Source organism: Jatrophihabitans sp. sgz311053 (assembly GCF_056135305.1).
This window is the reverse complement of record NZ_JBWAXP010000001.1, coordinates 303,310-317,259: the sequence shown is the minus strand read 5'-3', so window position 1 is coordinate 317,259 and position 13,950 is coordinate 303,310. Positions and strand designations below refer to the sequence as shown.

The 13,950-nt window shown below is 72.3% G+C and carries 15 protein-coding genes; 10 read left to right on the top strand and 5 right to left on the bottom strand.

Translation table 11 applies throughout. The features are described from left to right. The first annotated feature begins 14 nt into the window (after positions 1-14). From AC0NZQ_RS01220 to AC0NZQ_RS01210, 3 genes are read left to right on the top strand one after another with little or no spacing between them, the layout of a single operon-like run. Positions 15-1,439, top strand: coding sequence for a flavin monoamine oxidase family protein (locus AC0NZQ_RS01220; protein ID WP_474527801.1), 1,425 nt, complete (start codon positions 15-17; stop codon positions 1,437-1,439). Continuing rightward, a complete protein-coding gene (locus AC0NZQ_RS01215) occupies positions 1,436-1,855 on the top strand; it encodes an SRPBCC family protein (RefSeq protein ID WP_474527798.1) in 420 nt (139 codons plus the stop codon). Before AC0NZQ_RS01220 ends, AC0NZQ_RS01215 begins: the two co-directional genes overlap by 4 nt. A gap of 31 nt (positions 1,856-1,886) precedes the next feature. After that, positions 1,887-4,004 (top strand): MFS transporter, encoded by a 2,118-nt coding sequence (locus tag AC0NZQ_RS01210; protein ID WP_474527796.1) that lies wholly within the window; start codon positions 1,887-1,889, stop codon positions 4,002-4,004. 22 nt (positions 4,005-4,026) lie between these two features. Here the strand turns inward: AC0NZQ_RS01210 and AC0NZQ_RS01205 are convergent, their stop codons facing one another. Beyond that, entirely contained in the window at positions 4,027-4,584 is a 558-nt protein-coding gene (locus AC0NZQ_RS01205; RefSeq protein ID WP_474527794.1) for a TetR/AcrR family transcriptional regulator, read from the bottom strand. A gap of 79 nt (positions 4,585-4,663) precedes the next feature. Here AC0NZQ_RS01205 and AC0NZQ_RS01200 point away from each other — a divergent pair, with 79 nt between their 5' ends. Next, the gene (locus tag AC0NZQ_RS01200; protein ID WP_474527793.1) at positions 4,664-5,380 is read left to right on the top strand and encodes an SDR family oxidoreductase; all 717 of its coding nucleotides are present in this window, start codon (positions 4,664-4,666) and stop codon (positions 5,378-5,380) included. Here AC0NZQ_RS01200 and AC0NZQ_RS01195 read toward each other — a convergent pair. Then, positions 5,347-6,582 carry a multidrug effflux MFS transporter gene (locus AC0NZQ_RS01195; protein ID WP_474527792.1) on the bottom strand — a complete coding sequence of 412 codons (1,236 nt, stop codon included), beginning with the start codon at positions 6,580-6,582 and terminating at the stop codon, positions 5,347-5,349. The two genes, AC0NZQ_RS01200 and AC0NZQ_RS01195, sit on opposite strands and share 34 nt — an antisense overlap. A 39-nt stretch (positions 6,583-6,621) precedes the next feature. On the opposite strand from AC0NZQ_RS01195, the gene AC0NZQ_RS01190 reads away from it, so the two are divergent. The 5 genes from AC0NZQ_RS01190 to AC0NZQ_RS01170 all read left to right on the top strand — a co-directional run bounded on the left by AC0NZQ_RS01190 (position 6,622) and on the right by AC0NZQ_RS01170 (position 9,794). After that, the gene (locus AC0NZQ_RS01190; RefSeq protein WP_474527790.1) at positions 6,622-7,059 is read left to right on the top strand and encodes a MarR family transcriptional regulator; all 438 of its coding nucleotides are present in this window, start codon (positions 6,622-6,624) and stop codon (positions 7,057-7,059) included. A 157-nt stretch (positions 7,060-7,216) separates the two neighbouring features. Further along, positions 7,217-8,176, top strand: a complete 960-nt coding sequence (locus AC0NZQ_RS01185; protein WP_474527788.1) for a GAF domain-containing protein — start codon at positions 7,217-7,219, stop codon at positions 8,174-8,176. Positions 8,177-8,299: 123 nt separating this feature from the next. Further along, complete coding sequence (locus tag AC0NZQ_RS01180; protein WP_474529385.1) at positions 8,300-8,713, top strand: helix-turn-helix domain-containing protein; 414 nt, start codon at positions 8,300-8,302, stop codon at positions 8,711-8,713. Between the two features lie 60 nt (positions 8,714-8,773). Next, a complete protein-coding gene (locus tag AC0NZQ_RS01175; RefSeq protein WP_474527786.1) occupies positions 8,774-9,307 on the top strand; it encodes a hypothetical protein in 534 nt (177 codons plus the stop codon). A gap of 181 nt (positions 9,308-9,488) precedes the next feature. Next, positions 9,489-9,794, top strand: a complete 306-nt coding sequence (locus AC0NZQ_RS01170; protein WP_474527784.1) for a DUF2516 family protein — start codon at positions 9,489-9,491, stop codon at positions 9,792-9,794. Here the strand turns inward: AC0NZQ_RS01170 and AC0NZQ_RS01165 are convergent. Continuing rightward, positions 9,743-11,272, bottom strand: coding sequence for an MptA/MptB family glycosyltransferase (locus tag AC0NZQ_RS01165; protein WP_474527782.1), 1,530 nt, complete (start codon positions 11,270-11,272; stop codon positions 9,743-9,745). The genes AC0NZQ_RS01170 and AC0NZQ_RS01165 overlap by 52 nt on opposite strands. Before the next feature lie 140 nt (positions 11,273-11,412). On the opposite strand from AC0NZQ_RS01165, the gene AC0NZQ_RS01160 reads away from it, so the two are divergent. Further along, the gene (locus tag AC0NZQ_RS01160; RefSeq protein WP_474527781.1) at positions 11,413-11,898 is read left to right on the top strand and encodes a hypothetical protein; all 486 of its coding nucleotides are present in this window, start codon (positions 11,413-11,415) and stop codon (positions 11,896-11,898) included. A gap of 3 nt (positions 11,899-11,901) precedes the next feature. On the opposite strand, the gene AC0NZQ_RS01155 is transcribed toward AC0NZQ_RS01160, so the two are convergent. Both AC0NZQ_RS01155 and AC0NZQ_RS01150 read right to left on the bottom strand, forming a co-directional pair. Then, positions 11,902-13,260: a sensor histidine kinase gene (locus AC0NZQ_RS01155; protein ID WP_474527780.1), complete on the bottom strand. Its 1,359-nt coding sequence runs from the start codon at positions 13,258-13,260 to the stop codon at positions 11,902-11,904. Further along, complete coding sequence (locus AC0NZQ_RS01150; RefSeq protein WP_474527779.1) at positions 13,257-13,943, bottom strand: response regulator; 687 nt, start codon at positions 13,941-13,943, stop codon at positions 13,257-13,259. The genes AC0NZQ_RS01155 and AC0NZQ_RS01150 overlap by 4 nt, the downstream gene beginning before the upstream one ends. Positions 13,944-13,950 lie beyond the last annotated feature (7 nt).

Genomic DNA, 13,950 nt, shown 5'->3' with positions numbered 1-13,950 from the left:
CGAGAAGGAACCCCATGAGCACAGCTGATCCAGTCCGGGACGTCGATGTCGTCATCGTCGGCGCCGGTCTCTCCGGCCTGGCCGCCGCCCGATCCCTGCTGCAGCGCGGCTTCTCGGTCCGCGTCGTCGAGGCAGCCGACCGAGTGGGCGGACGCGTGCTCTCCGCCCGCGTCGCCGGCGCGCACGTCGACCTCGGGGGCACCTTCGTCGGGCCGACCCAGGACCGCATCATCGCCCTCGCCGACGAGCTGGGGGTCTCGCGTCACCGCACCTTCGACGACGGCGACAACCTGGTCCGCTGGCGCGGCGACCTGCGGCGCTACCGCGGCACCATCCCGCCGTTGAGCCTGGCCGTGCTGCTGGATATCGCGCGATTGCGCAAAAGTCTGGACAAGCTCACCGCGAGCATCCGTCCCGGCCGGCCCGCCGCCGTCCGCGACAGTCGCGAGCTCGACGCGGTCAGCTTCGCCGGCTGGCTCGAGCGCCACCACGCGTCGCGGGCGACGCACGACCTGCTGGCCATCGCCTGCAAGACGTCCTGGGGGTGCGAGCCGTCCGAGATCTCGCTGCTGCACGTCCTGCACTACGCGCAGCAGGCCGGCGGCTGGGACCGCATGCTCGACACCGACAACGGCGCGCAGGAGGAGCACTTCATCGCGGGCTCGCAGGAGATCTGCCTGCGGATCGCCGCCGAGCTCGGCGACCGCGTCCGTCTCGGCACGCCGGTGCGCACCATCCGGTGGACCAGCCACGGCGTTGCCGTCCACACCGACGCCGAGGTGATCACCGCCGGCCGGGCCATCGTCGCCGTGCCGCCCACGATGCGCGGCCGCATCGTCTTCGACCCGCCGCTGCCGCACGGGCACCGCATGCTCTCGCAACGCTGGAGCCAGGGGACGCTGTCGAAGTTCTACGCCGTCTACGACACGCCGTTCTGGCGCCGGGACGGGCTGAGTGGCATGTCCATGGCCGATCAGGGCCCGGTCTTCATCACCTTCGACGCCAGCCCGCCGGATGCCGGCCGGGGCGTGCTCCTCGGCTTCATCGGCGGTGACTACGCCCGCAACTGGGACGACCTGCCGGCCGCCGAGCGACGGCTGCGCGCACTGAGCAGCCTCGCCGACCTCTTCGGCCCTCGGGCGCGACACCCCCTCGAGACCATCGACCAGCGCTGGGCGACCGAGGAGTGGCTCGGCGGCGGCCCCACCGCCATGCCGGGGCCGGGCGCCGTCGTGCCCTACGCGCACCACCTCACCGAAGCCGTCGGCCCCATCCACTGGGGCGGCACCGAGTCCGCCGACGAGTGGGCGGGCTTCATGGACGGCGCCGTCCGCGCTGGGGAACGCGCCGCCCGCGAGGCCGCCGCCGGCCTCACCAGCGCCGCCGCCGCTGTTGCGCCGCCCAAGCCCGTCACCACACCCGCAGGAGCACGCGCATGACCTGGACCCGTACCCACACCCAGCTGACCTCCGCCACGGAGGACCAGCTCTGGCGGCGTTGGACCACGCCCGAGTACTGGGCGCAGGACGATCCGGGCGTGCAGTGGGTGCGCTTCGACGGCGAGGTCCGCGACGGCACCACCGGCAAGCTCAAAAGCCACGGCGCCCCGGCCTCCACGCTCACCTTCACCCGGGTCGTCGAGGGCAGGTACATGGACTTCGCGATTCCGCTGCCGCTCGCCACCATGACGATCACGCACACCATGGAGCCCACCGACGACGGCCTCGCCTGTACCCACGGCGTCACCATCACCGGGCCGTTGGCCGCCGTCTACGCCCGCGCCGTCGGTCGCAAGCTCGCCGCCGGTCTGCCCGACGTCGTCGCGCAGGTCACCCGCGCCGCCCTCACCAGCTGATCCGCACATCACCGACGAGCGAGGTAGCCGCATGAGCACAACCCTCACCGCAGCCGTTCCCGGCGGCTCGCGGCCGCCGGAGGCCGGCGGGATGACACGACTCTGGCGCCGCGAGTACGTCAGCTATCCCGGTCGCCGGGCGAGGCTGGTCAGCCTCTCGATCGTCGTGGTGACGACAATCCTCTTCTACTACCAGTACTACACGCTCAGCGCCGTGGGCGACCAGGTCATCGCCACCACCGGGATGTCGTTCCGGTACTTCGTGATGATCAACGTCGTCTCGGTGCTGCTCAGCTCGGTCACCTCGCTCCTCGGTGGTCTCACCGACCGCTACGGACGCGCCAACATCGTGGTGATCGGCGTGCTGGGATGCGCGCTGACCTGCCTGGTCGGCTTCCCGTTCGCCGAGAGCCCCCTGGCCGTCGGCATCTGCTACGCCCTGCTCGGCGCCTTCGAGGGGGTGGTCCTGGTCGCGACCCCCGCCCTCGTACGGGACTTCAGCCCCCAGGTCGGCCGCGCGACGGCCATGGGCTTCTGGACGATCGGCCCGGTGGCCGGCAGCCTGCTCACCGCCGCCATCGTCACCCCCACCATCGACCACGTCGACCGCTGGCAGGACGAGTACGTCATCGCCGGCTGGGTCGGCATCGGCGTCTTCGTCCTCGCCGCCCTGCTGCTGCGGGAGCTCTCCGCGCCGCTGCGCGACCAGATCGTCGTCTCCGATCGCGAGGCCGCCCTCGCCGACGCCCGCGCCCGCGGCCTGGACACCGAGGCCGCCCTCCGGTCGCCGATGCGCCAACTGATGCGGCTCGACATCCTCGGCTCGGCGCTGGCCATCAGCCTCTTCCTCGTCGTCTACTACGCCGCCGTCGGTTTCCTGCCGATCTTCTTCCAGACCGTCTTCGGCTACAGCGCCTCGAAGGCGAACTCCGTCGGCAACTGGATGTGGGGTGTCGAGGTCGTCGCCCTCGTCGCCTTCGGCTGGATCTCCGACCGCCTCGGCGTCCGCAAGCCGCTGATGCTCGTCGGGGGTGTCGGGGCGGTGATCATGACCACCTTCGTCATGCACCACACCACCGCGGCGCAGACGAGCTACCGTGAGTGGGTCGTCACGCTGTCGCTGCTGACGCTCTTCATGGGACTCGCCTTCGCACCCTGGTTGGCGAGCTTCACCGAGACCGTCGAGCGGCAGAACCCGGCACTCACCGCGAGCGGACTCTCGCTCTGGGGCGGGATGGTCCGGTTGGTCGCGACGGTGGTCACCTTCGTCCTGCCCTTCATGGTCGGCTCGGCGACGACGCTGATCCAGGACGGCCCGGCAGTGCAGGCCCTCGCCGCCGGCAAGGACCCCGGCCTCACCGCCGCGCAGAACGCCGCGGTGAAGGCCGTGGCCGCCGACCCGGCGATCGCGGCGAAGGTGCAGACACTGGCGGCCAAGTACAAGAGCGGCCTCGCCGCTGCCGGCAAGCTCTCGGCCGCGACGAGCACCGCTCTTGCCCGGACCCCGGACGACCCGGTCGTGCAGGTGAAGGCTCTCACCGAGATCACCGGGTTGCCGCCGGCCACCGTCAGCCGTGTCGTCACCATCGAACGGACCTATCCAGGCGAGCTCGCCGCCGCCGACACCCTCGACTCGGCCACCCAGCTCGCGCTGCTCACGAACCCGGACGACACGGCGACTCGCGGCAAGGCGGTCGCGGAGATCGCCCGCGGCCTCGGGCTCAGCCCGTCCGTCGCGACACGACGGCTCGCGGCGCTGGCCAAGGTCCCCACCGACGACCTGGTCTTCATGTCGACCAACGCGCCGCCGGTGTCCCGTGCCGCCGACGCGCTGACCGCGCTGGGCAAGATCCCGGCTGCCGACCTCGCCTTCCTGCAGCGATACGGCACCCCGCTGCAGTCGAGCAGCGTCCAGGCCAAGCTGCGCTACCTCGCCGACGCGGGTCCGCGGGTGCAACAGGCGGCGAAGGACAGCCCGGCCGAGTGGAACCGGTACTGGCTACTCGGCCTCGTCGGCCAGCTCCTCTTCCTGCCGCTGCTCTTCGTCATGGCCGGTCACTGGAGTCCCCGACGAGCCCGGCGCGCCGCGGCGGAGCATCAGGCGAGGGTGGAGGCCGAGCTCGCAGCCATGGCCGCAGCTCGGAGCTGAGGCGCCCCGACCCGTCGCCAGTTCAGGAGCTGCGCTCCGGCCAGGCCGCCATCGCGGTCTCGGCGATGCCGATGATCTCCGCACTCGACCCGCCGTCGCGGGCGCAGCCCGACATCCCTCGCATGACCGCCACCAGGAAGGCGGCGAGCCGGCCGATGTCGACGGCTGCGTCCAGATCGCCGTCGTCCACGCCCTGACGCAGTCGATCCTCCAGCCGCCGACGCAGCGCCGTGCGCTGCTCGGCGAGCCGGGGTTCGGTGAGCATGAGGCAGCCGGGGGGCGTGGCCGAATCGGTGTGCGCGCGGGCCGCGTCGGCCAGCATCCGCGCCACGGCCTCGCGCGCCGTCGGCAGCGCCGCCGCCGCGTCCACCGCCTCGCAGGTGCGCCGGAAGTACTCCGTGGCGGCCTCGTCGAAGAGCCGCTCCTTGTCGCCGAAGGCGGCGTAGAGACTCGGCGGCGTCACGCCCATGGCGGCGGTGAGGGTCGCGACCGACGTCGACTCGTACCCGGTACGCCAGAACTGCTCCACGGCGACGGCCAGGGCGGCATCCCTATCGAAGCTGCGAGGACGGCCGGCCATGCCTCCACCATAACGTATCGATCGCTACGGAATCTGCTACCGTCGAGATGAATAGCGATCACTACGAAATGAGGCAGTCATGGACGTTCGGGGAGCGACAGTGCTCGTCACCGGCGCCAATCGGGGCATCGGCGCGCAGTTCGTCGAGCAGGCGAAGCGCCGCGGGGCGGCGAAGGTCTACGCCGCGGCCCGCGACATCGGCACGATCACCGCCGACGGTGTCCACCCGCTCGAGCTCGACGTGACCGACCCGGACCAGATCGCGGCTGCGGCCGCTGCAGCCGGCGACGTCACGCTGCTGGTCAACAACGCCGGCATCTCCACCGGGGCGCCGCTGGTCACCGGCGACGAGGCCGCTATCCGCCGGGAGCTGGAGACCAACTTCTACGGTCCGCTGCTGATGACGAGGGCCTTCGCGCCGGTGTTGGCGCGCCACGGGGGCGGCGCGATCGTCGACGTCGTCTCGGCGCTGTCGTGGTTCACCACGCCCTCGGCCGGCGCCTACTCGGCCTCCAAGGCTGCGGCATGGATGCTCGCCGAGAGCTCGCGGCTGGAACTCGCGAGCCAGGGCACCCACGTCGTCGCGGTCCACATGGGGCTGGTCGACACCGACATGGTCCGGGACATCGAGGGGCCCAAGACCTCGCCCGCGGACGTGGCCAATGCCGCCTACGACGCCGTCGAGAACGGCGTGCCGGAGGTGCTGGCCGACCAGTGGGCCGCGTTCGTGAAATCAGGTCTGGCTGCAGGACCCGACGAGCGTTACGCGCAGATCTCGGCAGCACTCGGCGGCTGAGCCGGGACCGTCGCCGGCCGGTGGACGACGGTGCGAGCGACGACGAGCCCGGTCGCGGCGGCCACGGTCATGCCGGCCGTCATGGCCAGGGCCGAGGTGCCGAAGGACGTCACCACCGGTCCGGCGACGGCACCGCTGAGGTACTGCAGTGCCCCGAGCAGGGCCGACGCCGTCCCGGCGTTGCGGCCGTGGCGCAGCAGCGCGAGCGCCGTCGCGTTGGGGAAGACGAGGCCGACGGAGGCGACGGCGAGGAAGACCGGCGGCAGCAGGCACTCCAGCCCCCAGTCGAGGCTCGAGGCGAGCAGGGCGAGTCCGGAACCGGTCGTCATGGTGAGCAGTCCAAGCCGCAGGACGGTGGCGCTGTCGTGGCGGCGCAGCAGCAGGGCGCTCAGCCGTCCGCCGAGCATGATGCCCACCGAGTTCATGGCGAAGACCGCGCCGAACCGGCCTGGCGAGAGGTCGAACTCGCTCTGCAGCACGAAGCTGGAGAGCGAGATGTAGGTGAAGAGCACGCCGCTGCCGAGTGCGAGGACCGCCGTCGCGCCCGCGAAGAGCGGGTCGCGTGACACCTCGGTGACGGCCCGTCCCAGCGCGCGCATCCCGCCCTGATGCCGGGCCTCGGCCGGCAGCGATTCCGGGACTGCCGCTGCCGTCAGCAGCGCGATCGCCACGCCCACGACGGTGAGGACGACGAACAGTCCCCGCCACGGCATCAGGTGCAGCAGGCCGCCGCCGACCAGGGGAGCCAGCACCGGGGCGACGCCGTTGATCAGCATCAGCAATGAGAAGACGCCGGCGATCCGGCTGTCCGGGAAGACGTCGCGGACCACCGCTCGCGCGAGGACCAGCCCAGCCGCCCCGCACGCCCCCTGCAGCACGCGCGCCAGGACGAGCAGGGGCAGCGAGGGCGCCAGCGCGCAGGCCAGTGAGAAGAGGGCGAAGCCGGCGAGCCCGGCCAGCAACGGACGCCGGCGGCCGACCCGGTCGGAGAGCGGCCCGATGAGCAGCTGTCCCACGGCGAGCCCGGCCAGCGAGCCCGAGAGCGTCAGCTGTGCCGCGCCGTCGCCCACCGCGAGATCGGTGGCGATCCGGGGCAGCGACGGCAGGTAGAGATCCAGGCTGATCGGGCCGAAGGCCGAGAGCAGGCCCAGGGCCAGCAGCGCCGATCGGGGACGCCGACCCAGCTCTGATGTTATTGACACATAACTATTCTCACATAAGCAGCACTATAGGGTCCAGTCATGCCCGCAGACGATGCCCTCGCCGATCTGGCCGACCTCGTGCTGAACGTCGGCCGGCTGATCCGCTCGCGCACGCCGGTGGCCGCCGACCTCGTCTCCCTCAACGACACCGAGCGGCAGGTCATGCGCCTCGTCGACCTGGACCCCGGCTGCTCGCCCGGCGACATCGCCGCCCGCAGCAGGTTGCAGCGGACCAACGTGAGCACGGCGCTGCGCACTCTGGAGAGCAAGGGCATGGTGCATCGCAGCTCGGACGGCGGGCGCGGGGTCGCCGTCCGGCCGACCGAGCTGGCCGTGACGAATCTCCGGCGGCTCCGTGCGGCTTGGGCGGCCGAATTGGCGGCCGTGGTCGATGTCAGGCCGGTCGAGATAGGGCGGTGCGTCGAACTGCTGGCGCGGCTGGAGGCCGCGCTCTCGGCGCCGCCCGGACAGGAGTGACGCCCGGCCGCGAGCCCGCGGTCCCGGTGGTCTCGTCGCCGCGTCCGGCTGCTGCTGCCGCCGACGACCCTGCACCGGCGACGACACGGGATGAGCGAATCCCCGGACGGTGATTGACCCCCGTCCGGTGCACCGCTTCACTGGCAGTGTGCCGACGGTGCCGCTGCGAACTCCTGCTGCCGAGCCCGCCATCACTTGGTACGACGCGCACAGCGGCGCGGTGGCGATGGCGCGGGCCCAGCTGCGGTCCGCGCTCGCGATCGAGGGCGGCGACCGCTCGCTGGTCGGCCGTGCCGAGCTGCTCGTCAGTGAACTGGTGACGAACGTGGTCCGCCACACCCAGTCCAGCCGGCTGGGTGTCCGGATCGAGGTCGGGACCGCCGTCCGGGTGGACGTCATCGAGGACCGCGCCTCCGGGGTGCCCGACCACGTCCACCGCGGCAGCGCCGAGGTCCCGGTGACGGCGACCTCCGGACGGGGCATGGGGCTGGTCGACGGTCTGGCCACCCAGTGGGGGATCACCCGCCGCGGCAGCATCACCACCACCTGGTTCGAGATCGCCCCGGACGAGGAGGGCGCCACCCGTACGGCGTGGTCCGACGAGGGTGCCGAGCGGCGCGAGGTGGTGCGTCGCTCGCAGCTGCTGCTGTTGCTCACCGAGGCGCTCGCCCGCGCGGCGACGCCCGAGCAGGTGGGCGACGCGGTGACCAGCGCGCTGCGCGAGCACATGGGCGCCTACTTCACCGGCGTCGCCCTCGCCGACCGGGACGCCGGGACGATGCGCTACCTCAGCCTGGATCCGCTGCCAGCCGAGACTGTCGCGCGCTGGGACGTCATCCCGCTCGACGGCGCCAGTCCGGTGAGCCGGGTGGCCCTGGACGGTGACCCGCTCTTCCACGCCACCGTCGACGAGGCGGAGGCCGGCTTCCCCGGTATCGGCGAGCACATGCGCGTGGCCGGAACGCAGTCCATGGCGCACCTGCCGCTCACCTCGGGAGGCGTCACCTTCGGCACGTTGGCCGTCGCGTGGACGGAGCCGATGGAGGTCCACCCCGAGGCGCGGCTGCTCCTCCTCGTGGTCGCGGGCTATGCCGCGCAGGCACTCGCCCGTCGCTGACCGGCGACGGCGTGACGAAGGTCGCTTGCGACCTGCTTGCAATAGTTAGCACTTCTCGGCCACACTGGACGAGTGATCGCGGAGCAGCCCAAGGAGCAGGTCGAGCAGGCGGTCCAAGACGCCGTGCTGCAGGCCAAGCGCTCGGGTGCCGCGATCGGCGAGTTCATTCGCGAGCAGCGCGAGCAGGGTCAGGTGTCGCTGCGGCAGCTCGCCCGGCTGGCGGGGGTCTCGAACCCCTACCTGTCACAGATCGAGCGTGGTCTGCGTAAGCCCAGCGCCGAGATCCTGCAACAGATCGCCAAGGGTCTGCGCATCTCAGCCGAACAGCTCTACGTCCGTGCCGGCTTCCTCGAGTTCCGCGAGGGAAATCCGGAGCTGGTCGGCGCGATCATGGTCGACGACGAGCTCAGCGAGCGGCAGAAGCAGGTGCTGCTCGACGTCTACGAGTCGTTCCGTCGCGAGAACGACCGTGCCAAGCACGACCAGGCAGCTGGCGATCCGGCCACGCGACCGCTGCCTGCGGCGTCCGGGGACTGAGCCCGCTCCTCCCGGCCCGTCCGACCCATCCCACCCACCATCCCATCGAGGAGATTCGTCATGTCCATCGCCAGCGACATCCGCAGCTACGCCGACACCGCGGTCACCGAGGGGCGCAAGCTGCTCGACTCCACGTTGAGCCAGGCCCAGGCCCAGCTCAACGACGTCTCCGGGCAGGCCTCCGACGTCGTCGCCGAGCTGCGCGCCAACGCCGAGAAGGCCATCAACGTCGAGGCCATCAAGTCCGCGATCGAGCCCTACCTGGCGCAGGCCAAGAGCTACCAGGCCGGTGTCGCCGAGCGCGCCGAGTCGATCCTCGCCGAGCTGAAGAAGGATCCGCGCTTCGCGAAGGCGATCGAGCTCGCCGAGGAGGTCTCCGAGGTCGTCGTCGAGACCGCCCGCGAGCGGGTGGTGAAGCCCGTCCAGGCGCTGACCAACCGGGGGACCGCCAAGCCCGCCGCCAAGCCTGCCGCCAAGCCGTCGCCGACGAAGGCCGCGCGCAAGCCCGCCGCCACCAAGCCGGCCACGCCCAAGCCCGCGGCCAAGAAGACCGCCGCCCGCAAGGCCCCGGCCAAGCGCGCCACCAACGCCTGAGCGACGGCTCGCCCCGCTGTGGAACTCGGTCACCGAGGTGACCGCCTGACCTGGCCGTCCGAAGCGCGGGGGTGTCTCGGACGGTAGGGCGCTCCGCCCCGCTCCCTGAGGGAGCGGGGCGAAGTCGTCTCCGTGGCGAGGCACAGCGTGCCGTCCGGGCAGGGTCGGTACGCTCGCCAGCGTGGACCTAGTCGACGAGCTCTACACCTGGACGAACTTCATCGTCTTCTGGGGCCTCGTCGCGCTCCGGGTGTGGGCGCTGGCCGACTGTCTGTCGCGCAAGGCGCCTGCCTTCCCTGCCGTGGACAAGCTCACCAAGCCGGCCTGGGCTGCGATCCTGACGGTCTCGGGTCTGCTGGGGACGCTGCTGAGCGACCCGTACACCACCAACGTCGCCTCCGTCTTCTCGCTCGCGTCAGCGGTCGTGGCGATGATCTACCTCGCCGACGTCCGCCCTGCGGTCCGGGAGATCTCGGGCGGTCGCTGATCGACCGCGTCGGCCGCGTCCGCAGCTGCGAGACGGTCCCGGCGACGGCGTGACGTCAGGATCACCGTCGGGATCGCAACGACGACCAGGGCGACGCCGGTGACGACCGCGGCGGCGCCCGAGGTCCAGCCCGGTGGCACGAGGACGCAGCCTGCGATGCTCAGCGCCACCACCAGGGTGCGACGCTCGTCCCTGGCTCCGGGGGCGAGACAGAGCAGCCCCCAGAGCAGGTACCAGGGGTAGAGGTTGGGTGACAGCAGCGCCATGGTGAGCAGGGCAAAGCCCGCGGTCTCCGGGGCGCTGCGGTGCCGGGCCGTCCAGAGCAGGTAGCCGACTGCGCAGGTCGCCGCCGTGGCGGCCGAGATGCGGCCGGCGGCGGCGAGATCGTCGAAGGAGGCTCCCTCGACGATCGGGGCGAGGATGCGGCCGGCGGCGTAGGACAGCGAGTAAGGCGTGTGGGACGAGAACTGTGCCGAGACGGCATCGATCCACCCCGTCCCGCCGGGTTGGGCCAGTGCGGCGGCGGCCACCACGACGACGGCCGCGGTGAGGTCACGGGCCAGGACCCGCCACAGCGCGGCCCGGCGGGCGAGGGCGTGCGCGATCACGACGACCGGGACGACGACCAGCGCCTGCGCGCTCACGGACCCCGCGATGGCCGCGAGGACCACCGCGCGGAGCCAGCGCTTGCGCCGGACCGCGACCAGCGCGGCGAGCACCGCCGCCATCATCGGCCCCTCCGGGTGCGGCGACGAGACCACCCAGAGCAGCAGCAACGGGTTGAGGCCGCAGAGCACGATGGTGGTGACGCGGGCGGAGTCGCCGCGGGCGTCCGCGACCAGGTCGGCGGCGAAGCGCGCGATGAGGATTGCCGACAGCACCCCGATGACGCGGAGCACGATCACCGCGCCCAGGGGCGTCCCGCCGCCGACCGACACCGCGAGGTGCTGCAGCATCGAACCGAGCGGACCCGCAGCGCTCACCGTCCCGCGTGCCGCGGGGTCGATGGCGTTGACGAGGCCGTCGTCGCCGAGAGCGGCCGGCGGGGTCAGGCTCGGGTCCCGGCCGGCACGCTGCAGGAAGCCGAAGGCCGCGGAGCTGTAGACACCGGTGTCCATCAGCGGCGGTCCGAGGGCGAAGGGGGCGGCGACGGCCGCGACGAGCGACCAGGTGCGCGCCTCGCTCGGCCGGACGCGGCGCACCACCTCGATGGCCAGCAGCCACGTCAGCGCCAGCATCGCGAGCGCGGTCAGCAGCAGGGCGCCGGGCAACGATCCGCGCCAGCCATGATCGGCCTGCAGCTCCAACCAGGACGTCAGCGTCCGGGTCGGGCGGAGGTCGGCCACTGCGCCGCCGGTGACGACGACCGCGAGGGCGACGAGGGCGCCGCCGACGCCGAGTGAGGTCACCGGATGGCCGGACACCTGACGGCGTCCGGCGGCCAGGCCCTCCAAGGCCTTCTCGGCGAGGTCGTTCATGCTGCTCTCTGCGACCGACGATGGGTGGGGTGAGGGTAGCGACCCTTACAGAACCCGAACACATTCCGGGCCTTCTGCTGACAGCGCACCGGCAGGCTGACGCCGACACCACGTCGTCGAAGGAGCATCCGTTGTATCTCATGTATCGCAAGTCCCTCGCCGTGGCCGGCCTCGCGGCGGCCGTCGTCGGCAGTGCAGGCGCTGCCCTGGCCACCTCCGGTGGTGAGACCGTGCACGGCGCCGCGCTCACTGCCGCGTCGGTGCGCCAGGCCGCCCCCAGCGGTACGGCGACCGACAAGGACCACCGGGCCAAGCACAAGGGGGCGCTGCTGCGCCGCCTGGAGCACGGTCAGTTCGTCACGCGGACGAAGCAGGGCACGGTGACGCACACGATCTGGCGCGGCGCGGTCACGGCGGTCACGCCGACCTCGGTCACCGTCACCGCGAAGGACGGCAAGGCGCAGACCTACGTCATCGCCAAGACCACGAAGATCGTGGAGCGCAAGAAGAAGGCCAAGCCGGAGCCGTCCTCGGTGGCGAAGCTGGCCAAGGGCGACACCGTGCTGGCCATGGGCACCGGGACCTCGACGGTCACCGCCAAGCGCATCGTCGAGTTCGTCCGCTGATCCTCACGCCGGCGGGAGGGTGAGGGTGAAGCAGGCCCCGCCCTCGGGGGCGTGTCCGGCCGTGATCGTCCCGCCGAGACGGGCGACGAGGCCACGGACGATGGCGAGGCCGAGTCCGGTGCCCACCTGCCGGACGCCGCGGTAGCGCTCGAAGAGCGCGCCCTGCTCGAAGGCGACCGCGAGGTCGTCGTCGGAGAGACCGGGGCCGCCGTCGCGCACCTGCACGATGGCGGCACCCGGCGCGGCCGCGACGGCGAGCACGATCGCCGCGCCGGCGGGGGTGACCCGCAGCGCGTTGTCGAAGAGGCCGTCCAGCGCCTGCCGCAGCCGGCTGCCGTCCGTGGTGGCCGGGACGGGGCCGGCCGACTCGAGCCGCACCGTCACCCCGCTCGCCGTGGCGCGATCGGACCAGACCCGGACGGCGTCGCGGGCCAGCGGCTCGAGGTCGACGGGCGCCAGCTCGACGCGGAAGTCCTCGGCGCCCAGCCGGGCGAGGTCCAGCAGGTCACCGACCAACCGCTCCAACCGCTTCGCCTCGGCCTGCATGGCCGCGCCGACGCGGGCGATGTCGTCGGCCGGCACGACGCCGTCAGCGAGCAGCTCGGCATAGCCGTTGACCGCGGTGAGCGGGGTGCGCAGGTCGTGCGAGACCGACAGCAGGAAGTCGCGCTGCCGTGCCTCGGAACGCGCCAGCGCCGCCGCGATGTCGGTGACCGCCTCGCTCACCGCGACGACCTCCCGCGGGCCGCGGGCGGGCAGGGCCACGTCCCGGTTGCCAGCGGCCACCGAGCGGGCCGCCGCCGCCGTCCGGCGCAGCGGCAGCGCCAGTCGCCAGGCCACCACCAGGCCGAGCAGTACAGCGACGACGCCGGCGACGAGCAGCGCCACCACGATGCGACGCACGGCCCGGTCGTCGGCGGCCGCGGCGTCGCGTCGTGCCTGGACGAGGACCAGTGCCCGTCCGCCCGTGACGGCGCGTGCCTCCACGAAGACCGCCGCACCGCCGACCCGACGCACGACGGAGATGTCGCGACCCGCGCGCAGGGCAGCGATGTCACCCGGTGTCACCGCGCGGCGCACCAATCGCGCATCCGTGCGCAAAGTGCCCTGCGCGGTGACGATCCCGACCCGGATGTGCACGCCGCGCAGCGCCTCGGTCACCTGTCGCTGTACGCCGGGGCGGTCCACGGTGACCGACTGCGAGACGTCGGCGAGCCGGGACAGCACCTGTCGACCGCTGTTCGTGCCGGCGGTCCGGATCAGCCCGGTGGCCAGCAGCCCGGCGACCACCGCGGTGACGACGACGATGCCGGCGCTGAAGCAGGCGATCCGCGTGGCCAGCGACGTCCGGTGCCGGGTCATGCGTCCTCGGCTGCGTAGCCCACGCCCCGTACGGTCCGGATCGGGCTGGCCTCGCCCAGCTTTGCGCGCAGTTGCGCAATATGGACGTCGACGGTCCGCGTGCCGGCGGCCGACGAGTAACCCCACACCGCGGCGAGCAGCTGCTCGCGGCTGAAGACCTGACCGGGGCGGTGCATCAGGTGGGCGAGCAGGTCGAACTCGGTGGCGGTGAGGGCGAGCTCGGCACCGTCGCGATGCGCCCGGCGGGTGGCAGGGTCCAGCGTGATCCGTCCGATGCGGTGAGGGGCTGCCGTCGGTGGTCCCTGGGTGCGGCGCAGCACCCCGGTCACGCGGGCCACGAGCTCACGAGGCGAGAACGGTTTCGTGACGTAGTCGTCCGCACCGAGCTCGAGTCCGACGACGCGGTCGACCTCGTCGTCGCGGGCGGTGACGAAGAGCAGTGGCGTCCAGTCGTCGGCCGCGCGGAGCCGACGGCAGACCTCGATGCCGTCCAGTCCGGGCAGCCCGACATCGAGGACGATGGCCGCCGGGCGGGTTCGGCGTACCGCCTCCAGCGCCCGGTCCCCGCGGTCCACGAGCTCGGCGCCGTACCCGGCTCGCAGCAGGTTGAGCCTGATGACGTCCGCGATGGCCGGCTCGTCCTCGACGACGAGGACCAGGCCTCGCGAGCGCGTCTCGGACATGCCGTGA